Source organism: Corynebacterium sp. HMSC071B10 (assembly GCF_001814825.1).
Classification (GTDB): domain Bacteria; phylum Actinomycetota; class Actinomycetes; order Mycobacteriales; family Mycobacteriaceae; genus Corynebacterium.
This window is the reverse complement of the sequence record NZ_KV817977.1, coordinates 18,616-38,082: the sequence shown is the minus strand read 5'-3', so window position 1 is coordinate 38,082 and position 19,467 is coordinate 18,616. Positions and strand designations below refer to the sequence as shown.

The window sequence follows — 19,467 nt, the reverse complement described above, 5'->3', positions numbered from 1 at the left end:
CTTTACGGGACGGCCTTTCATTGAGGGCCAACAACATCCGGCTTAATCACTCGCCCCACCCCCAGGTCGCCGTCCTTTACGGGACGGCCTTTCATTGAGGGCCATGCACCAAGTACCTCTTCTTCCTCAGCCTGGCGTCGCCGTCCGTTTCAGGACGGCCTTTCATTGTGGTCTGTGGCATGAGTCATCCTGGTGGTCGCGACTCACGGGGTGCTGTTTCTTAAAGGACAGCGGGGCGTCGATAAGCAAAGGCCCCTGCGGTACCGTGGGCTGCATGACTGATGCACTCGCGCCCAAGCCTGAAGACCTCTCGATCGACGCGCCGCCGGAGCTGCGCGCGCAGCTGACGCACCGCACGATTCGCGAGTTCACCGATCAGCCGGTGACCGACGAGACGATGGAGACGCTGTACCGCGTGGCGATGCGAACTGCGAGCTCGCGGGGGATGCAGCACGCGAGCATTATTCGGGTGACGGATACTCAGCTGCGGGCGCGGCTCGCTGAGATTGGTGCGCAGGAGTACGTGGGGCGGGCGCCGGTATACTTGCTGTTTATTGTGGACTCGGCAAGGAACGCCGCCATCCTGCGGGAACAAGGCTACGACCCGACGGCCGCGGGTAAGACGAAGGTGTTCGTCGAGGGATTTACCGACGCCTGCCTCATGGCCCAGAACGTGGTCAATGCCGCCGAGCGGCTCGGGCTCGGCGCGAACTACCTTGGCAACATTCACAATGACACGGCCGCGGTCATTGAGGCGCTGCAGCTGCCGCGCTACACCTTCCCCGTCGTCGGGTTGACGCTCGGCTGGCCGGGGCAGAATCCGCAGCTCAAGCCTCGTATGGCGCCGGAGTTCCGCGTGATGGAGAACGGCTACCAGCACCGCACCAGCTGGTCGGAGGCGCTCGCCGATTACGACCAGGAGATGACCACCTACTACGACCTCCGCAACGCCAACAGCCGCGTGGACAGCTACATCAACCAGGTGGTCAAGCAGCTGACGCCGCAGCGCACACTCGAGGACGAATCGTTGCAGGCTGCTCGCTGGCAAGGGTTCGTGATCTAGGAGATTTATGCGGATTTTCACGCTTGGGTTCTCGCACAAGAGCGCGGAGGAGTTCTTCGGCATCCTGCGTGATTCAGGCGTGCGGCGCGTGGTTGATATTCGCCGCTCGAACACGAATCAGCTCGCTGGGTTTACCAAGAAGGACGATCTGCGCTACTTTCTGCGGGTCATCCTGGATATGCCGTACACGCACGAGCTGGCGCTGGCGCCGTCAGCGGAGCTGATGCGCGCGTATCGGCACGACGAGATTGGCTTTGATGAGTTTTCGAAGCAGCTGCGTGAGGAGTACGACGCTGGTGAGGTTTCGTCGCTCGATCGGTCGCTATTTAACGACGCCGTGCTCCTCTGCTCCGAAGCAGACCCCTCCACCTGTCACCGGTTAGTTGCCGCCGAGTATCTCGCCGAGATGTGGGACGACGTGGAGATCGTTCACTTATAGGTTGCGTGCTTGCCTAGCTGTGTCTTTCGCCCGTGAGCATGCTGAGCAGCAGAATGTTGCCTTCCGACAGGGCGTCATCCGGGCAGTAGACCGCGTGGGGCACGTACGCGCGCAGGTGGACGACTTCTCCCTGCTTGAGCGGGAAACGCTCGCCGCCGCACTCGAACTCCAGGGAGCCGTTGAGGCACTGCACGGTGATCGGGTGGGCTGCCTTGTGGTCCGGAAGTGTCTGGCCTGGGCAGAAGTTGAAAACGATGAGGTTCGCGCCGTCCCCCTGCAGCAAGCGCTTGACACCCGGTCGCGCGTTGTCCGGCTGCGGGGCGACGGCGTTGATCGTCTGGATGCGGGTGGCGTGGTCCGAAGAATCGGCAGAGTCGGCTTGGCCAAATACCTCGGGGCGATTGACGGGGAGGTCGTCTTTTGGCTGAGACATCGTTGGTCCAATCTTTGTTGCAGCAGCTACGCGGTCTACTTTATCGGGTCGGTGAGCAGGGCGTGGGGCGCGTGGGCGGATTTGTTGGCGGGTCGGTGTAAATGGAGCTAGCTCCCTTTGGGGTTTTCGGCTCGGCGCGACCTGGGATTTTGAGGACGGGTCGGCCCCAAATGGAGCTAGCTCCATTTGCACCACCCACCCCACACCAAACGGTCACTTTTTGGTTACATTGCAGAAATTCCCAACATGACCCACCTCATATTGCTAGCTTTATTGGAGTCAGCACACATTCAATCCCATCCCTATTTTGATTGGAGAGCACAATGCGTATTCGTTCAACCGTCGCAGCCATTGCAACTGCTGCACTTCTGCTCACCGGCTGCTCTGATTCTGGTTCGGACGCAGGCGGGGACTCCAGCAACTCGGCAGCTTCCGGCGAGACCAGCGTGGACTTCGTCACCATCGCCGCCGGCGGCACCTCTGGCCCCTATTATCAGATTGGCGCGGCCATGTCTCAGGTGCTGAGCGACACCCTTGGCGCGGATTCCTCCGTGCAAGCATCGGGTGCCTCGGTGGAAAACATCCAGCTCCTCACTGACGGCCGCGCAGAGGTCGCTTTCGCCATGGGGGACGCGACTCGCCAGGCCATCGAGGGCACGGGCCCGTTCGAGGGCAAGGAGGCGCTGAAGGATCTCAAGGCGATCACCGCGCTGTACCCGAACTTCGTGCAGATTGTCACCACGAAGAGCTCGGGCATCACCTCGGTGGAGGACCTGCGCGGTAAGCGCGTTGGCGTCGGCGACCAGAACTCGGGTGTTGAGCTCAATGCTCAGATGATCCTGGAGGCTCATGACATGAGCTACGACGACATCAACCAGGACTACCTCTCGTACGCTGACTCGATTGACCAGATCAAGAACGGCCAGACCGACGCGGCATTCGTTACCTCTGGTCTGCCGAATAGCTCCGTGATGGATCTCGCGACTACGGACGACGTGGTCATCGTGCCGATCGAGGGCGAGGGCATGAAGAAGCTGCAGGAGACGTACCCCTTCTTCGAGGATGATGTCATCCCGGGCGGCACCTACGACGAGGAGGAGGATGTGCCGACTGCATCGATCACCAATCAGCTCCTGGTCTCCCCGAGCCTGAGCGATGATCAGGTCTACGCGATCACTAAGGCGCTTTTTGAGAACTTGGAGCAGATCCAGGGCGCCCACAACGCGGCGAAGCAGATCACGCTCGACTCCGTCGAAGATGGCCTGGCCACCGAGCTGCACCCCGGCGCGCGCCGCTACTTCGAAGAGGTAGGCGCACTCTAGGGCAGTGCTTGTCGACGCCTGCGTGCACCGACTCCGCGCCCTCGCCCTCACCCTCCTGCTGGCGCTTGGCCTCACGAGCTGCGGCAGCACCCCGGAGCTGGTGGTGGAGGACGCGGAGTCCGGTGCCGAGTTCTTCCACGTTGACGCAAACGAGGTGGACTCTATCTCCCTAGCCTGGGTTCACTCGATTGAAAAGACGCCGTGGGAGGAGCGCTACCGCGTCGAAGACGAGCACCTCGTCCTTACCGACGTGTACCTCAAGTCTTTCGGCGCAGGTGCCCCGACCGATCTCGAGGGAGTCACCCGCAACGAGGGCGGCATGGTGCACACAAGCAGCATCAACCGCGAGGTGCCCCGCCTGCAGTGGGTGCATTCCCACGCAACATCGCACACCCTAACCATCACCTTCCTAAACGGAGATCCGCCACTGGTTCTCGACGACGAAATCCCGCATCACACGTTCGCCACCGTCTTCGTGCGGTAGCTTCCGCGCCACGTACCCACCGGAAATGAGAGAAGGCAGTACCCATGAACAGCAGCAACTCAGCGACAACCCCAGTGTCACGCAAAGTTGACCTCGATGGCACCGGATCTGGTGGCGAACCTATACAGCTTGCTGGCGACACGCTCGACGAAGAGGCGCAGGAGCTTCTGGAAAAGTATGACCGCGAATCTCGCCTGCGCGACTTTGCGTCTTCACGGACTGCCTGGATTATCACCGCGTTTGCCGTCGTGGTGTCGCTGTACCACATGTATACGGCCTACTTCGGCACGCCGCCAGTGTTGGTGCACCGCGCAATCCACGTCGCCATGATCTTGGTGCTTGCCTTCACCTTGTACCCCGCATACAAGGGTGCCAGCAGGACAAAGATCCCGATCTATGACGCCATCCTCGCTCTCGCTGCAATCGCTCCGGCGGTGTATATCTTCCTCAACTTTGAGGACATCGTCCGCCGTGCCGGCGTGCCGACGCAGATGGATCTCGTCTTCGGCATCCTGCTGATCGTGCTGGTGCTCGAGGCAGCTCGGCGCATCACTGGCTGGGCTCTGCCTATCTTGGGCGTGCTGTTTATGGCGTACGCGCTCTTCGGGCGCGAGATGCCGGGTATGTTGCGGCACCGCGGCTACACCTGGGAAAACCTCACCAGCTTTTTGTACCTGACCACCGAGGGCATCTTCAGTACCGCCGTCGGTGTCGCTGCGTCCTACATCTTCCTGTTCGTGCTCTTCGGCGCGGTGCTGCAGAAGTCCGGCATGGGCCAGTTCTTCAACGACATCGCGCTCGCACTCGCCGGGCAGTCCCGCGGTGGCCCGGCAAAGGTGGCCGTGGTGGCCTCCGGCTTCTTGGGATCCATCAACGGCGCGGCAGTGGCGAACGTGGTGACCACCGGTGCCTTCACCATCCCGATGATGAAGCGCGTGGGTTACAAGCCGGTCTTTGCCGGTGCTGTCGAATCCTCCGCTTCTGTTGGCGGCCAGATCCTGCCGCCGGTGATGGGTGCCGCTGCGTTCATCATGGCGGAGACGCTCGGCATGCCCTACCGCGATATCGCCATCGCCGCGCTCGTTCCCGCCCTGCTGTACTACCTCGGCGTGATCGCACAGGTGCACCTGCGCGCGACGAAAGAAGGGCTGCGCGGCATCTCGAAGGAGAACCTGCCTGCGGTCAAAGAGGTCATGAAAGAGCGCGGCCACCTCATGCTGCCGCTGCTGTTTTTGATCTACATGCTCTTCTTCACCGGCCGCACCATCATCTTCTCCGCGCTGCTGACCATCATCGTCACCGTCGTGGTCGCGGAATTACGTCCAGCGACTCGCATGGGCATCAAGGAGATCGTCGAAGCGCTTGCCGACGGCGCGAAAACCGCCGTGTCCGTGTCCATCGCCTGTGCTGCCGTCGGTGTGATTGTGGGCGTGGTGACCTTGACCGGTTTCGGTGTCACGCTGGCTAACGCGATCGTCACCATCGGCGCGGGCAACCTCCTGTTCTCGCTGATCCTTACAATGATCGCCTGCATCATCCTGGGCATGGGCCTGCCGTCGATCCCGACCTACATCATCACAGCCACGATGGCCGCTCCAGCGCTGGGACAACTCAGCGTGGAGCCGCTGGTCGCTCACCTCTTCGTCTTCTACTTCGGCCTGTTTGCCAACATCACCCCGCCGGTGGCCCTGGCTTCCTTTGCCGCGGCGGGCCTTTCCGGCGGCGATCCGGTCAAGACCGGTTTCCAATCGATGCGGCTTGCGTTGGCCGGCTACATCATTCCGTTCATCTTCGTGTTCAACCCGGCGATGCTGATGCAGGACGTCAGTCTAGTCGAAGCGTTGCAGGTCACGGTCACGGGCGTCGTCGGCGTCCTCTTGCTCTCTGTGGCAGTGGAGGGCCATTTGATGGTGCGCGTGAACCCCGTGCTCCGCGTGCTGTTCGCGGGTGCGGCTTTGACCATGATGGCACCCGACCTGAGCACTGACTTGATCGGTATCGCCGTTGCATTGGTCTGCATCGTGATCCAGTCTGTGCTGGCAAAGAAGGAAGGACTCCTTTCCGTGAAGAACATCTAGGCTTAAAGAGTGATGCAGCCCACACGGTTTTCTGCCACACTGGGGCCACCCAGTCCCCGACGAAAGACCCACGCATGAGCGATGACTTGACACTGAAAGAGTTTCTGGTGACCGGGGCAGTCGCATTTGTTGTGCTTGCCGTGGTGCTTGCCCTGCTCCCCGATGATGAGGAGGACGGGGCGTCGGGAAGCGAAGAGACCACGGGGGAGGGGACGGCGGTCTTCCCTTCGCACGGGCTGGTCGACGAGAAGATTTCGGCAGCGAGGGAAGCGGGCGAGGCCCCGGCGACGTTCGGGGCCACAGGCGAAAGCGTTGAGCCGGAAGGGGCTCGGCTGCAGGATCGGGAAGCGCCGGCGAAGGAGAGTTTCGAGCTCGTCCCGCTGGAAACCGGGGAAACCGCCAACGTGGTTGGGCAGCGTGTCTACGTCGGCCCCTTGCGCAGTCTGGGCAAAAGCTTCGAGGGCAAGGATCTCGTATGTCACGATGTGTCCTTCCTCAACGGAATGGACTACGAAACATGGCTCTCGGCTAGCAACTTTTCGCTTATCACCCCAACTGGGCAAAAGATGGAGTACACGCAGCCTTCCGCATTTCCGCGCTGGGACGGGTCCGTTCTCCCTGGGCAAACCACCAGCGGGGTGCAGTGCTATCAGGCTCCGATTGCCGAGGGAACATACACCGTCAACTACACGCCGTTCAACGCAAAGTACCCGCTCGCAGCATGGAAATCGGGGCTGAGCAGACCGGAGTAGCGTAATTGTTTGAAAGATAGCGGGGGAGGCGGAGGGGACGTCGATAAATGAGAACAGCTCGGCCCCCGGATGAACGTTCAGATGAGCAATTCAGCGTATCCGCTGGTCTGTGTTGTAAGTTAAATGAAAACTATTAAAGAAACGGGACGTGTTGGGGCACTGGCACGCCTTCTCAATCGGGGTCATGGGGGACTGATGCACTTTTCTACAAACGAGGTGTCTGCCAAAGAAGCGGCGCTGATCTTAGAGGCGCTCCCGGAGCCAAGAAAGACAACTTATCTGCATTTAGCCACACACTACGCTGACACTGAGACAGAGGTTCTCATCTTGGCTGCTCGCCTTTACATTTGGAATGGAGATGTGGCTGCTGCTGTAGACCGCTCTGCTTGTGAAGTCGAAATCCAACTACGCAATTTCATGGATCACGGATTCTCCCAATGGAATACGAGCCCATCACGTTGCGGGTCGCCAGAATGGCTCTTGTACCCAATGGGCAAACTGGCCGAAATAACCACAAACAAGAATGGCATTGCGCTTGCGAGCATGGCTGAAATTCAACCGGGCATCGAAACGCCCACGCATGATGATTACGTAGCGGGGCTGACATTCGGTCAGTGGGTGCATCTTCTCCCCAAGCCACATGCGGGCGAACGTAATGCTCGCGTTGTTCTCTGGAATGAAGCGCTTGAGCCGAATCTCTCGCCCTATGGCCAAAACTCCACGAATCGCAGGCGTTTCCAAGGCCAGGCGCTAGGGGTCAAAGAATTACGAAACCGAGCTACCCATCGACGCCCGCTAGTCAAAGACCAAAACAGAATTCAGAATGCGCACCGAGACTGCATCGAATTGCTCCGCGCAATCAATCCTGAGTTAGGGGATTGGTTTAAGAACCAGAAATGGATACCAAACGTATTGGCCACGTCGCCGATACCAAGAGAATAAAAGATGGCCCCCGATTTCTCGGGGGCCAGAGCCTATTTGCCTTGCGGCTTGATGACTCAAAGATACGTGGATTTCAACATTGAGTCAACACGACCCACCGTAAGCGATGATCGCGCCGAATTTCCTCAACTACACTGAGGCCGACCGCACCTACAACGACCAAGGTGGTTTCCATGCAAGGCGCACGCCCGATCATCCAAGTGTTTGACGGCCAGCACCGCGAGCTCATCATTCCCGTATATCAACGCAACTACGACTGGCAGCGGAAGCATTGCGCGCAGCTCTTCGATGACTTGGAGGAGATTATTCGTGAGGGGCGGGAGGCTCACTTCTTTGGTGCGATTGTGGGCGGCGGGACGTCGTTTGAGTGGTTAGTTATCGACGGCCAGCAGCGCCTCACCACCGTCAGCATTTTGATGCTCGCGTTGGCGAAGGCGATCGAGAACGGGGACATCCGTGCTGATGACCAATCCTTGGGTGTGAAGATTGTCGATTCCTTCCTCATGATCGGTGATCAACGGCAGGAGGTCCGGTTCAAGCTCAAGCCGGTCAAAGATGACAAGAAGGCGTATGACGCACTGTTTGGGGAACCGTCAGGGTACGTGGCGGCGTCGAATCTTACGGCGAACTTCAAATACTTCCAAGACCGGCTGCGCGTGACGGAATATAAGGCGGATGAGATTTGGGGAGCCGTCGAAAAGCTGCAGGTAATGCTGCTTGAGCTGGACAAAGATGATGATCCGCAGCGAATCTTTGAGTCGCTGAACTCGACGGGCTTGGACCTGACTGAGGCCGATAAGGTGCGCAACTTCATTCTGATGGGGCACGCACCGAAGGTGCAGGAGAAGCTCTATGAGGACTTGTGGAACCCCATCGAGATGAATGCGAAGTTCCGGACTTCGGCGTTTATCCGCTGGTATCTCACGACGAAGAATTCTCGTACGCCGCGTGAGAAGGATGTGTATGAAGAGTTCAAACGCTTCACACAGCGCCAAGGTGCCGAAACAAAGGAGGTGTTGGAGGAGCTTTACGAGTTTTCTCGGTATTACAAGGAGATTCAGGAATCGAGTACCGAGTTTGCGCAGGCGGATCGGATTCTGCGACGAATGCAGCCCATTCTCGGCGGTGTGACCTTGCCGTTCCTCATGCCTGTGCTGCGCGACGTCCACGCCGGTCGCATCACTGAGGATGATTTCTGCGACGTGCTTCGCATCACTGAGTCGTTTATTGCGCGCCGCTTCATCATCGAGATGGCAACGAACGCGTTGAACAAGATCTTTGCGACGGCCTACTCCGAGATCACGAAGTTGCGTAAAGAGGATGACCGGTTTGCTGACGTATACGCGTATGTGCTGAGGCGACGCACAGGCAACGGTCGTATCCCTACCGATAGTGAGGTACAAGCCGCGCTAGAAACTCGCAATATGTACAGCATCAAGGCCCAGTGGCGGAACTACATTTACGACGTCCTCGAGAACGGCAACTCGCGTGATACCCGCGACATCGCCCAAAACCTCGAAAGCGGCGACATTTCCATTGAGCACATCATGCCGCAAACGCTGAGCAAGGAATGGAAAACAACGCTTGGTCCTGACGCTGAACGCATCCATAGCGAGTGGCTGCACCGCATCGGCAACCTGACCGTGACCGGCTACAACTCCAGCTACTCCAATAAGCCGTTCGCCGTGAAGAAGGCCACAGACAAGGGCTTCGACTCCTCCCCATACCGCCTCAACCGCAGACTCAAAGAGGCCACGACCTGGGGCGAAGCCGAGCTACAGCAACGCACGGAAGACATCGTCACCGCGGCCCTGGACTACTGGCGCATGCCAACGACAACGTTCACCCCGCCCCAAACCGTGCTCCCCACCGAAGTGATGGGGGACTCCGGCGAGTTCACCGGGCGGTGGATCGTTGGGTTCCAATACCAAGACCTCTCCAAAACAGTAGAGAGCTGGGTAGACATGGTTGTTGCCCTGCTGCAGCACCTCCTTCGCGACCACCGCTCCGAACTCCTCGCCCTCTCCAACGACGCCGCGCTACTGCACACTGAGTTCGACCCCGCGCATCTGCCGAACGGCCGCCGAGTAGTCGACGACTCCCTCGCCGTCGACGTCGGCAACAGCACCTCGGCAAAAATGGGACTACTCCGCTTCATCTTCGACCGGCTCGACCTGGACACCAACGACCTAGAGTTCCGGTTAAAACCCACCGAGCAAGATGCAGCAGACGAGCCTGAAAAGCCTGTGGCGAAGTACGCCGGACTATTGAAATACGTCGTCGAGCTTGACGAAGCCGCAGAGTTGCAGTCGCCGTTGGAGGACACTGTGGCGCTTCGCGCACAGTTCACGGAGGAGTTCGCGAAGTACGCGCCGGCGACGCCGGACGCGGAGGTTTCGAATTTGTCGCTGCTACAGATCGCCGAGCAGGTATCGCCGGAGTCAGCCACGGAGCTGCAGGCACTCACGGTGATCCAGATGATCATCCAGGCAGCTCGGTTAGTTGGGCCTGCCACGATCCACGACGCGATTATCGACGGCACGCTCGCCCAGTGGGTGCGGAGGCTGGAGGCGTTCTGAGGTGGCTGCCACGGAAGTGGCCAACGAGTCGCCATAGGGGCATGTTCGTCACGCGCGGAGCCTGGAGTTTGTGAACAGAATTGCAGATGGGAGTAATGGGGTAAGGAGGTTGCGGCCCGGCGTCGGCACCGCGCCTTTGTTTACAGCAATATCCCTTAAGGTGTTCGAAAACTCTAAAATTTAGAGGCCTATGTTTGCATGTTTCACGAAACGTTAAAGCTTAGTTACGCGTAAACAGAAGCAACCTGCGGCGTTTACGCGTCCGTTCCAAGCCACTCCGGGTTCCCCCACTTCGCGGCTGCGTTAAGCAGGTCAGTGCTCAGTTCCGCGTTGTGGAATCGCTGGTACATCGTGCCCCCACGGCGCATCATTCGGACATTGAGTGCGTACGCTGCCTCCAGCATCGGGTCAAGGGCAGGAAACTCTTCCTGCCCCATGATGACGTCGTAGAGGAAGTACGCGTTAAAGAGCCACCAGGCCGTTTTTGCGATCGGATACTCCGCATCCCCCATTTCCCATCCATGGTGGATGCCCTGATACTTTGCGAATTCTTCGTTTCGCTCAGTGTTGATACGCACCTGTGGGTTCGTTCCGTCGTATACCTCCCCAACCATCATTTCAAGGTTTCCGGCGCTGATACAGAACGTGCGGAAGTAGTCACGCCGCTTATTTGTCGACGGCAAGCAGGACACCGTCCACAGCTTGCCCCGAGTAGCCAGCGGGTCGGGGATAGTCTGGTGAATAAACCAACCTGCAATCTCCCGAGTAACGAAGTAGTCCGATCGTCGTGCTAGTTCGAAGAACTTCGTCCGCAGCCCGTCATCAAGTGTTTTCCGCTTCGCGCGATCCCAAGGAAGCGACACGCTACTGCCCTCATTGACCTCGATGACGTAATCTTTTTCGCCCCGCGGACGTTTCGTGTCAACCACATTGCGGAATGAACATGTACGCTCCGTTTCCGCGATGAGGATCCTCTCCGCGGCGAGTAACGGTTCGGGTCCGATGACGGGGAAGAATTCAAGGCCGACAATGTCTTCCCAGCGGCGTCGGTGGCCAGCAAAGCGGCGAACTACGTTCTCGGCCTGTCCGACATAGGCTTCCCCGTTAGCAAAGCTCAGTCGGTAAATGCCTCGCTTGTCTTTCCCGTGGAACAGTACAGAGACCGAGTCGAGGTCATCAACTTGGTATGCTGTGCCGCGGAACGTTGCCTGCTCAAACTCAATACCCACAGCACCACATTTTAATCGTCCAAAAGTACAGGTCAGAACAGCGTGAGCAGAGTGAACCCTGCACAAATAATTACGCCGGTAATCACGAGCCACAGGATGCAGTAGCCCATGATGCTCCGCGCATTCAGGCCAGCAACCCCGAGCAGCGGAAGCGCCCAGAAGGGCTGAATCTGGTTGGTCCATGCGTCGCCCCAGGCGAAAGCCATGATGGTTTGCGGGATGCTTGCCCCCATCGCCTCGGCGGCTTGCAGCATGACGGGACCTTGGATCGCCCACTGGCCGCCGCCGGATGGAATGAACACGTTGACCAGGCCTGCAGACAGGAAGGTCAGTATCGGGAAGGTGGTGCTGTTTGCAATTGAGATGAAGGCATTGGAGAAAATTTCGACCAGGCCGGATTCACTCATGATGCCGGCCACGCCCGCGTAGAGAGGGAACTGCAGGATGATGCCACGGGTGGAAGTGATCGCCTCTTGCACGGCGTTGAGGAAATCTTTCACGCTGCGGTGTGCGAACAGGGCAAGAGTGAGGAAGATGAGGATCACCGTGTTGAGGTTGATGTTGAACCCTTCTTCGGCGAAGTACATCACCAGGTACGCCAGCGGGAGCACACCCAGCAACATGAGCAGAATACGAGAGTTATCCAACCGTTCTGCGAAGGTCAGCTCACCTTCCGGCTCTTCATGTACGTGATCCTCGTCGACGGTGTCTACAAAAGCGACTGCTTTGTCCTCCGGCACGCGCATGACCAGGTAGAACCCAATAATCGCGGTAAAAATGACGGCTGTGATTGCCAGGTTCCACCAGCTGTACAACGTTTCCGAGATCGGGATGAGGCCGACCTTGTCGTACATGAAGTTGTCGGGCGTCGCCATCACGACAGGAATCGCGGACGAGGGGCCGCGCACAATTTCTGCAGAGTACGCGGCCGCGACCACGAGCGGGAAGTGCACGCCCTTGATCTTCTTGCCCATCTCACGGGCAACCAACGCACCAACTACGAGTCCGAGGCCCCAGTTCAGGTAGCAGCAGACGAACGAGATGGCGGCGGTGAGTGCGTAGGCGTGGTTCGGCTTCTTCGGGATGTCGGTGAGCATACCTAGCAGCTTCTCCACCACGGGGCTGAGGGCGAGCACAAACCCGGTCAACAATACGAGAGCCATCTGCATTGCGAAGACGAACAGGGTGGAGAAGCCTTCGCCCCAGTACCCGACGACGTCCGTAAGCCCGGAGTCTGTCAGGCCGAGCGCAGCCAAAATGACAATGATGGTCAGGAAGATTGCGAGCACGAACGCGTCGGGCAGATATTTTTGCACGACTCTCGTGGTGAAGTTGGCGAGGGTATTCACGTCCCCATACGTCCTTTCAAATCGAGCGCTGGGGCCTTCGCTTCTCGACGCCCACCACGCCCAGCAGTTAGCTACACCATAAGAATCTCCCTCAAACACTCAGTTCACAAACCTAACCGGCAGTGCCGCGCCAAACACATCCACCTCGCAGCGAAACTGCAGGAGAACAGCCGTTCCGCTTCTCCTACGCGTTCGCTCCACGAACGCGCCCAACCCCACTCGCCCCCGCCGCAGTCAACGCGCTCATCGCGAGTAGCACCGCTGCCGCCACTACGAACACCCACGCCCCAGCCGCGCCGTAGATCGGCAGGAACACGAGTGGGGTCAACGCGTTGCCGTAGAAGCGGAACGCCTGGATCGTTGAGAGAATCTGCGCTCCGCCTGGCGCGCGCAGAGTGAGCACGTTGATGGAAATCTGCGTACCTTGAGCGGCAAGTACGGCCACGCCCCACAGCACAGCTACCAGGACTAACCAAGGCGTCACGCTGATAGCCACTAGCGCCACCGCCGCGACCACCAGTCCACCAGCGATCACCACGCGCGCACCCAGCCGATCTGCAAGCGAGCCGACCCATCGAGCGAAGATGAAAGAGGTGAACCCGCCGGCCATCACGACAACACCGCGCAACACCGGGTCGGCATCGAAGCGGTCGCCAACGTACAAGGCGAGCAAGAACCCAAACCCAATCACGCACGTACCGATGACTAACAGCGTCAGCGCCGCGCGCACAGCTGGCCAGCTGAGTAGACGACCTTCACGAGGTTCGCCAGCACCTGCCGGCGGCGTCGAGGGCAAGCCCGTCACCACCATGGTGAGTGTGAGCACGAATAGCACCACGTACATGGCCCGCCAGCTGGCAAATTGCACGCTGGCACCCGCGAGAAGCGGCGCGGAAAACAGGCCACAGGACTGCATCGCCTGATATGTGCCGAGCGCTTTGCCCAACTCATCCTCGGGCGTCATCGATTTAAGGATGACTTGGAGCAGGGGGGACGTAAAGGCGTTGGCAAGCGCGGCGGCCATAAACGCCACGACGAACAGCCACCACTTCGGTGTCAATGCCAGCACCACGGCCGCGATCGTGAGCACGCCGAACGCGCAGCGCACCACCTTCGCCGGCTCCAGGTTGCGCACCAGGTAGGTGGAAAACAGCATGGTCGTGGCGAACGGCAGCATGAATGCTGTCATTGTGAGCGATGCCTGCCGCAACGTAATCCCAAAGTCCGCAGCGAACTCCGGAAGCACCACCGCGATCGACTGGCCAAGAAACGGGCCGATGAATCCACCAGCCATGATCAGGAAGCTCCGAAATCGATCGAGTGCATGCATAACGCTAAAGCATAAACGTTCAATAAATTCTGCTCAGGAGCTCGCGCTTGCCGACGCCACGTGGCTCCACCCCTAAGTATTCCGTTCGCCCAACACACCATTAAGGAATGAATGAACCCGCAGCACTCCCCGCCGAACTCAAGTCAAACTCTGGCCAATCATCCGTTTCCACCCCCATAGGAGGGCAATTCGCGAAAAAACTGCGCGCTGTAACATGTTACCTGTAACGTGCTTCACATCACTTTTTGCTACTTGAAAGGAATGAAGCATGGGCATACTTGCGCTGTTCGTGTTCATCGCGATCACGGTGCTGATCAATGTTGTGCTCAAGCGCGATATTGCTGAGGCCCTTCTTCTCGGCTTGCTCGGCGTTGCCCTTTTCGGAGGTAAGGACGCGCCCCAGCTCCTTTGGCACGGCATCACCAGTGCAATTTCTTCCGAAGTCACTTTCGCTGGCATGGCCTTCGTCTTCATGGGGATAATCGTCCAGTCCACCGGTTTGATTGACCGCTTGATCACCATCTTGAACTCGATCTTCGGCAGGCTGCGCGGCGGCGCGGGGTATGTGTCGACCCTGTCTTCCGCCATGATGGGGCTCATTGCCGGGTCGACGGCCGGCAACTCGGCAACGGTCGGTTCCGTCACCATCCCGTGGATGAAGCAGACCGGGTTTTCTTCCAATCGCGCTGCGACTCTTGTTGCCGGCAACTCTGGGCTCGGTGTTGCGCTTCCGCCAAACTCCACGATGTTCATTATCTTGGCGATGCCTGCTGCGGCCGCCTCATCCGCGAGCCAGGTGTACGTCACCCTTGCTTGCGCCGGTGCCTACGCGGTCCTCTACCGACTGATTGTCGTCTGGTACTGGACGCGAAAAGACAACATTCCGCGGACTCCATCAGAAAACATCGTGCCCTTCAGCACTGCGTGGCAGCAGGGCTGGCGTTCCCCGTCCATCTTCTTGGGCATTCTCATCCCAGTGCTGCTGACCATTGGGCCCGTCGCGGCCTGGCTCAAGGAGTCCACGGGCGTCGGCGAAGACGGCGTTAAAGCCATCTCGATCATCGTCTGGGTCCCCATTCTCATCACCGTCATCGCGCTGATCGAGGGCGCTGGCCGCATCCGACGCAACAATGCGCAGTTCCGCGCTCAGATCGTGCGCGACCTGCCGAGCTTTGCGACGGTAGGCATCTCCCTCTTCGCTGCACTCGCCGCTGCGGCGATCATGGAGGAGCTTGGCGTCGGCGATCAGCTCTCCAACACCCTGGGTGCTTTCGACCTTCCCAAGTGGGCGATGCTCGTCGTCGTCGGTGTACTCGCTGTCATCGTGGCGACCCCGCTTTCCTCTACCGCCACCGCAGCTGCAGTCGGCGCACCCGCCGTCGCCGCACTCACCGCCGTTGGGATCGACCCAACCATCGCGATCGTGGCAGTGCTGCTGTGCACCGCAACAGAAGGTGCTTCCCCGCCCGTCGGCGCGCCGATCTACCTGTCCGCCGCGATGGCCGACGCCAACCCAACCAAGATGTTTGTCCCGCTGATCATGTACTTCGTCCTGCCAATGATCCTGCTTTCGTGGCTCGTTGGCATGGGCTTCCTACCGGTATACGTCCCAGGAGTCTAAAGTGTCTGCCATTTTTAAGATCTTCCGCGTGCTCTTCTATGTGTTCCTCGCCGCCTTCCTCATTGGCGGCTTCGTCCTGGTCGGCCTGCAAGCAATCGGCGTGTTCATGGGCAACGGCGACGTCGTCACCGGTGTCAATGACGCGCTTGCCCCATGGGTGTTTGGCGCTGCGACGCTGTGTGCGCTTGCGGCATTCGTGCTCGGCTACCGGCCGAAGGCACGGCAGGCTCGGAAAGCGCAAGCGGCAAAAGAGCGCGAAGTTGAGCAGGAACGCAAACAATCAAGGGAGTAGCTTGCTAGACATCGATCACGTGGTTCGACCAGACCGCCTCCACTTTTTCGGCAACCAAGCTGTCGGACAGCGCATCCTGCCCCTCGTCGGTTTCCGCGAGGAGCGCTTGGCGGGTCAGCAGCTTTCCCGTAATCGTGAGGTGTTCACGCATTGTGGCTGCGGCTTCTGCGGGATCGCCCGCGATGATCGCCTCAATGATCGGCCGGTGCTCGTTGAGGATGTCATGCAACGTCCTCGACGTGCCAGCGGTGGTGTGCCCCAGAATCCCGGTGATGTCCCTGAGCCTTTCCATCACGCCCTGCCCGTACCGCGAGCCGCTCATCTCGTAGAGCTGGACATGCAGCGCACGGTCATGAACGAAAAACTCCGTTTCGTCCCCCTGGTCAGCACATTTTTGCATGTCCGCCATCAGTTGGTAGACCGTCGCCAATTGCTCTGGGGTACGCAGGCGCGCAGCACGATACGCCGCAGGCGGTTCGAGCCCCAGGCGGATAGCAAAGATCTCCGCGACGTCGCTCGCGCCCGTCTCGATGATTTCAAATCCGCGGTTCTTCGCGAATCTCACAAGCCCCGCTTCCTGCAGTTTCAGCAGTGCCTCCCGCACGGGAGAGCGCGAAACCCCCATCTGATCAGCCAGTTGCGCCACGCTGTACCATTCCTCAGGCTTCATGGCCCCTGACTGAATGGCACCTCGAACGTAGTCCACCACCGCATCCGCTTTTCTCGTCATAAGGAACACAATGGTACCTGAGTCTCAACCCTCTCTCCTGCAGAAACTTCGCCGCGACATGCCTACCCGCGCCGCCTATTCCTCAGATGCCTCGCTCTTCCGCCGTGTTCCGGCCGCAGTACTCGAGCCCGAATCAGTGGAAGATGTGCTTGACGGAATTGCATATGCCAAGCAGCAGGGATGGCCGATCGTCGGGCGCGGCGGTGGATCGTCGGTAGCCGGAAATGCCATCGGCGATGGTCTGGTTATCGATACCTCCCGGCATTTCAATCGGATCCTCTCCATCGATCCAGCGACGCAAACCGCCGTTGTGGAGCCTGGCGTCATCTGTGATCAGCTTCGGGAAGCAGCAGCGGAGTATGGGCTGACCTACGGACCAGACCCCTCGACACATTCCCGCTGCACCATTGGCGGCATGGTGGCCAACAATGCCTGCGGTTCACACTCAGTGGCCTACGGAACGGCGGCTGAGAACCTCATCGACATCACGATGGCACTCCCGAGCGGAAAACTGGTGACCTTCTCAGAGTCCGGTTGTGACGATCCTGACCTCGATAAAGCGCTGAAGGATCTCTACACCGAACACGAGGAACTCATTGGCAAGGAGCTCGGCCGCTTCCCCCGTCAGGTCTCTGGTTACGGGCTGCACTACTTGGGCACCGATATCGCCAAGGCACTCGCTGGCTCCGAAGGCACTCTTGGCGTCATCACGCAGATGACGGTCCGCCTCATCCCGAAACCGGCGTACACAGCCCTCGCGGTCCTGTCCTTTGGCGATGTATTTGCCGCTGCGGCCGCTGCGCCACGCTTGCGCCAGCCGGGCGTGGCGACCATTGAAGGCATGGGCGGGGACTTGCTCGCCGCATTGCGGTCGAAGAATGGGCAGGAAAACGCCGGCGACAATCTTCCGGGCCAGCCTCACGCTGGTGGCTGGCTGTACTGCGAAACCACTGGCGATACACAAGAGGAAGCTGTCTCCGTTGCCAATGCGTTGACTGAAAGCATCGAACACACGGGGGCCGTCGTGGTGAGTGATCCGAAGGAGGCCCGAGCGCTGTGGCGCATCCGCGAGGCGTCGGCTGGCACGGTCACCCGCCTGCCCGACGGCGGTGAAGCCTGGCCGAACTGGGAAGATTCCGCTGTTCCGCCCGAGAATCTCGCGGATTACCTCCGAGAGCTTTACGCCTTGATGGATAAATACGAGTACCGAGGCATTCCCTTCGGGCACTTTGGTGAAGGTTGCGTGCACGTACGCATCAGCTTCGACTTCCATACTCAGGAGGGGATCGATAACTTTGAACGCTTCATGAACGAGGCTGCAGCGCTTGTAAGCAAGTACGGCGGTTCGCTTTCGGGCGAGCACGGCGACGGGCGCGCCAGGTCATCACTGCTGTCGACGATGTACAGTGCAGAGCTTCGCTCCGTGTTTGAAGAGTTCAAGCTGTTGTTTGACCCGCAACGAGTCATGAACCCGGGAGTATTGGTGTGGGCTGATGCGGTGACTGAAGGGCTGCGCATGGAGCCAAACCAGCGACGCAACGAAATACAGCCCACTCAGCTGTTTTTGCAGGACAAGGGCAGCTTCACCAACGCTGTCAACCGCTGCGTGGGAGTTTCTGCCTGCCGCTCCATGGATGGCGCAATGTGTCCCTCCTTCCAGATCACGCATGACGAAGTGCACTCCACCCGTGGCCGCGCCCGCGTGCTCTCGGAACTTTTCCGAGGCGAAACGGTAGAGCCTTCCGATGTCGAAGAGTCTCTCGACCTCTGCCTGTCGTGTAAAGCCTGCGCATCTGAGTGTCCCGTCAATGTGGACATGGCGAGCTACAAGTCGGAGTTTTTGCACGACCGCTACGAAGGAAAGCTTCGGCCGCGCGTGCATTACCTCATGGGGTGGCTGCCGATCCTCAGCGAGATTGCTCACCGACTCCCGCTTGTTCCTCGCATCGCGGGCAAACTCATGCAATCCCGCATCCCCGCGAAGGTGATGGCGAAAGCTGGCGGGTTGGACGCAGGCCGCCCGCTGATCAGCTTCGCGCCAGAGTCCCTGCAGAAGTGGGCGAAGAAGCGGGCTCCGAAGTACATCGGAGAGCCGATTGTGCTGTGGCCTGATTCCTTCAACTCAAAGCTGAATACGCAACCTGCGCAGGCAGCAGTGGAGGTCCTGGAGGCCTTAGGATTCCGGGTGATCATCCCCCAGGAATTTGTCTGCTGCGGGCTGACCTGGCACTCCACAGGACAGCTCGATATGACGCGAAAGGTACTCGAGCATTCGGCCAAGGTGTTCGAGCCATACATCGCTCAAGGATTGGATGTGGTAGCAATCGAGCCTTCGTGCACGACGATGCTGCAGCATGACGCGGTATCGCAGACTCGTGACCCGCGTGTTGCCCGGCTCGCTGCGGCGACGAAGTCGTTCTCCGAGGTCGTCGCCCCCAAGATCGAGGCACTCGTGGCAGAGGGTCGTATTCAGCCGCAGGCAGGGTCAGTGCTCACCCAGGTCCACTGCCACGAAAGGTCCCTCGGCGATCCGCAGCAATCCGAAGCTATCCTCGCCGCGTTAGGCTACGATCAAGATCAAATCCAGACCGGTTGCTGCGGGCTCGCTGGAAACTGGGGCTACGAAGACGGCCACGCAGAGATGTCCTTCGAACTCGGCGAAAGAGAGCTTTTCCCGAGAGTGCGCGAGCACGACGGGATCGTGGCTGCCGACGGCTTCTCCTGCCGCACGCAGGTGCAGCAGGGCACCGGAAAGCAAGCGCTGCACGTCGCCGAGATCGTCCGCGACGTGCTGAAGGAGTCAGGGGTGTAGCGCCCGCTCGCT

16 protein-coding genes are annotated in these 19,467 nt (G+C 59.5%); 11 read left to right on the top strand and 5 right to left on the bottom strand.

The features are described 5' to 3' along the window. Positions 1 to 274 precede the first annotated feature (274 nt). Entirely contained in the window at positions 275 to 1,063 is a 789-nt protein-coding gene (locus HMPREF2990_RS01835) for a nitroreductase family protein (RefSeq protein WP_070762438.1), read from the top strand. 7 nt (positions 1,064 to 1,070) lie between these two features. Next, on the top strand, positions 1,071 to 1,502 hold the full coding sequence (locus HMPREF2990_RS01830; protein WP_070762437.1) for a DUF488 domain-containing protein: 432 nt from the start codon (positions 1,071 to 1,073) through the stop codon (positions 1,500 to 1,502). A 13-nt stretch (positions 1,503 to 1,515) separates the two neighbouring features. Here the strand turns inward: HMPREF2990_RS01830 and HMPREF2990_RS01825 are convergent, their stop codons facing one another. Next, complete coding sequence (locus HMPREF2990_RS01825) at positions 1,516 to 1,935, bottom strand: cupin domain-containing protein (protein ID WP_246817397.1); 420 nt, start codon at positions 1,933 to 1,935, stop codon at positions 1,516 to 1,518. Between the two features lie 323 nt (positions 1,936 to 2,258). Here HMPREF2990_RS01825 and HMPREF2990_RS01820 point away from each other — a divergent pair, with 323 nt between their 5' ends. From HMPREF2990_RS01820 to HMPREF2990_RS01800, 6 genes are all read left to right on the top strand, one after another. Beyond that, positions 2,259 to 3,257 (top strand): TAXI family TRAP transporter solute-binding subunit, encoded by a 999-nt coding sequence (locus tag HMPREF2990_RS01820; protein ID WP_070762436.1) that lies wholly within the window; start codon positions 2,259 to 2,261, stop codon positions 3,255 to 3,257. A gap of 4 nt (positions 3,258 to 3,261) precedes the next feature. Next, a complete protein-coding gene (locus tag HMPREF2990_RS01815; RefSeq protein WP_070762435.1) occupies positions 3,262 to 3,741 on the top strand; it encodes a DUF1850 domain-containing protein in 480 nt (159 codons plus the stop codon). Positions 3,742 to 3,815: 74 nt separating this feature from the next. Then, positions 3,816 to 5,819, top strand: a complete 2,004-nt coding sequence (locus HMPREF2990_RS01810; RefSeq protein WP_246817396.1) for a TRAP transporter permease — start codon at positions 3,816 to 3,818, stop codon at positions 5,817 to 5,819. Between the two features lie 74 nt (positions 5,820 to 5,893). Beyond that, a complete protein-coding gene (locus HMPREF2990_RS01805) occupies positions 5,894 to 6,571 on the top strand; it encodes a DUF4352 domain-containing protein (protein WP_070762434.1) in 678 nt (225 codons plus the stop codon). 123 nt (positions 6,572 to 6,694) lie between these two features. Then, positions 6,695 to 7,513: a hypothetical protein gene (locus HMPREF2990_RS12320; RefSeq protein WP_246817395.1), complete on the top strand. Its 819-nt coding sequence runs from the start codon at positions 6,695 to 6,697 to the stop codon at positions 7,511 to 7,513. 173 nt (positions 7,514 to 7,686) lie between these two features. After that, entirely contained in the window at positions 7,687 to 10,092 is a 2,406-nt protein-coding gene (locus tag HMPREF2990_RS01800; protein WP_070762433.1) for a DUF262 domain-containing protein, read from the top strand. Between the two features lie 254 nt (positions 10,093 to 10,346). Here the strand turns inward: HMPREF2990_RS01800 and HMPREF2990_RS01795 are convergent, their stop codons facing one another. The 3 genes from HMPREF2990_RS01795 to HMPREF2990_RS01785 form a co-directional block, all read right to left on the bottom strand. Next, positions 10,347 to 11,321, bottom strand: a complete 975-nt coding sequence (locus tag HMPREF2990_RS01795; RefSeq protein WP_083316941.1) for a GIY-YIG nuclease family protein — start codon at positions 11,319 to 11,321, stop codon at positions 10,347 to 10,349. Positions 11,322 to 11,353: 32 nt separating this feature from the next. Next, on the bottom strand, positions 11,354 to 12,670 hold the full coding sequence (locus tag HMPREF2990_RS01790) for a short-chain fatty acid transporter (RefSeq protein ID WP_070762432.1): 1,317 nt from the start codon (positions 12,668 to 12,670) through the stop codon (positions 11,354 to 11,356). A 184-nt stretch (positions 12,671 to 12,854) separates the two neighbouring features. Beyond that, entirely contained in the window at positions 12,855 to 13,964 is a 1,110-nt protein-coding gene (locus tag HMPREF2990_RS01785; RefSeq protein WP_246817394.1) for an MFS transporter, read from the bottom strand. Between the two features lie 304 nt (positions 13,965 to 14,268). Between HMPREF2990_RS01785 and HMPREF2990_RS01780 the strand changes: the two genes are divergently transcribed. Both HMPREF2990_RS01780 and HMPREF2990_RS01775 read left to right on the top strand, forming a co-directional pair. Then, positions 14,269 to 15,621 carry a TRAP transporter large permease subunit gene (locus HMPREF2990_RS01780; protein ID WP_070762430.1) on the top strand — a complete coding sequence of 451 codons (1,353 nt, stop codon included), beginning with the start codon at positions 14,269 to 14,271 and terminating at the stop codon, positions 15,619 to 15,621. A gap of 1 nt (position 15,622) precedes the next feature. Next, positions 15,623 to 15,913 (top strand): hypothetical protein, encoded by a 291-nt coding sequence (locus HMPREF2990_RS01775; RefSeq protein ID WP_070762428.1) that lies wholly within the window; start codon positions 15,623 to 15,625, stop codon positions 15,911 to 15,913. Between the two features lie 4 nt (positions 15,914 to 15,917). On the opposite strand, the gene HMPREF2990_RS01770 is transcribed toward HMPREF2990_RS01775, so the two are convergent. Then, positions 15,918 to 16,643: a GntR family transcriptional regulator gene (locus HMPREF2990_RS01770; RefSeq protein ID WP_070762496.1), complete on the bottom strand. Its 726-nt coding sequence runs from the start codon at positions 16,641 to 16,643 to the stop codon at positions 15,918 to 15,920. Positions 16,644 to 16,653: 10 nt separating this feature from the next. Between HMPREF2990_RS01770 and HMPREF2990_RS01765 the strand changes: the two genes are divergently transcribed. After that, positions 16,654 to 19,455, top strand: coding sequence for an FAD-binding and (Fe-S)-binding domain-containing protein (locus tag HMPREF2990_RS01765; protein ID WP_070762426.1), 2,802 nt, complete (start codon positions 16,654 to 16,656; stop codon positions 19,453 to 19,455). Positions 19,456 to 19,467: the final 12 nt, after the last annotated feature.

Coding starts and splice junctions, on each gene's coding strand:
- HMPREF2990_RS01785 (WP_246817394.1), bottom strand. CDS start 13,964: ATGGCTGGTGGATTCATCGGCCCGTTTCTTGGCCAGTCGATCGCGGTG.
- HMPREF2990_RS01800 (WP_070762433.1), top strand. CDS start 7,687: ATGCAAGGCGCACGCCCGATCATCCAAGTGTTTGACGGCCAGCACCGC.
- HMPREF2990_RS01830 (WP_070762437.1), top strand. CDS start 1,071: ATGCGGATTTTCACGCTTGGGTTCTCGCACAAGAGCGCGGAGGAGTTC.
- HMPREF2990_RS01835 (WP_070762438.1), top strand. CDS start 275: ATGACTGATGCACTCGCGCCCAAGCCTGAAGACCTCTCGATCGACGCG.
- HMPREF2990_RS01780 (WP_070762430.1), top strand. CDS start 14,269: ATGGGCATACTTGCGCTGTTCGTGTTCATCGCGATCACGGTGCTGATC.
- HMPREF2990_RS01805 (WP_070762434.1), top strand. CDS start 5,894: ATGAGCGATGACTTGACACTGAAAGAGTTTCTGGTGACCGGGGCAGTC.
- HMPREF2990_RS01770 (WP_070762496.1), bottom strand. CDS start 16,643: ATGACGAGAAAAGCGGATGCGGTGGTGGACTACGTTCGAGGTGCCATT.
- HMPREF2990_RS01765 (WP_070762426.1), top strand. CDS start 16,654: ATGGTACCTGAGTCTCAACCCTCTCTCCTGCAGAAACTTCGCCGCGAC.
- HMPREF2990_RS01825 (WP_246817397.1), bottom strand. CDS start 1,935: ATGTCTCAGCCAAAAGACGACCTCCCCGTCAATCGCCCCGAGGTATTT.
- HMPREF2990_RS01820 (WP_070762436.1), top strand. CDS start 2,259: ATGCGTATTCGTTCAACCGTCGCAGCCATTGCAACTGCTGCACTTCTG.
- HMPREF2990_RS12320 (WP_246817395.1), top strand. CDS start 6,695: ATGAAAACTATTAAAGAAACGGGACGTGTTGGGGCACTGGCACGCCTT.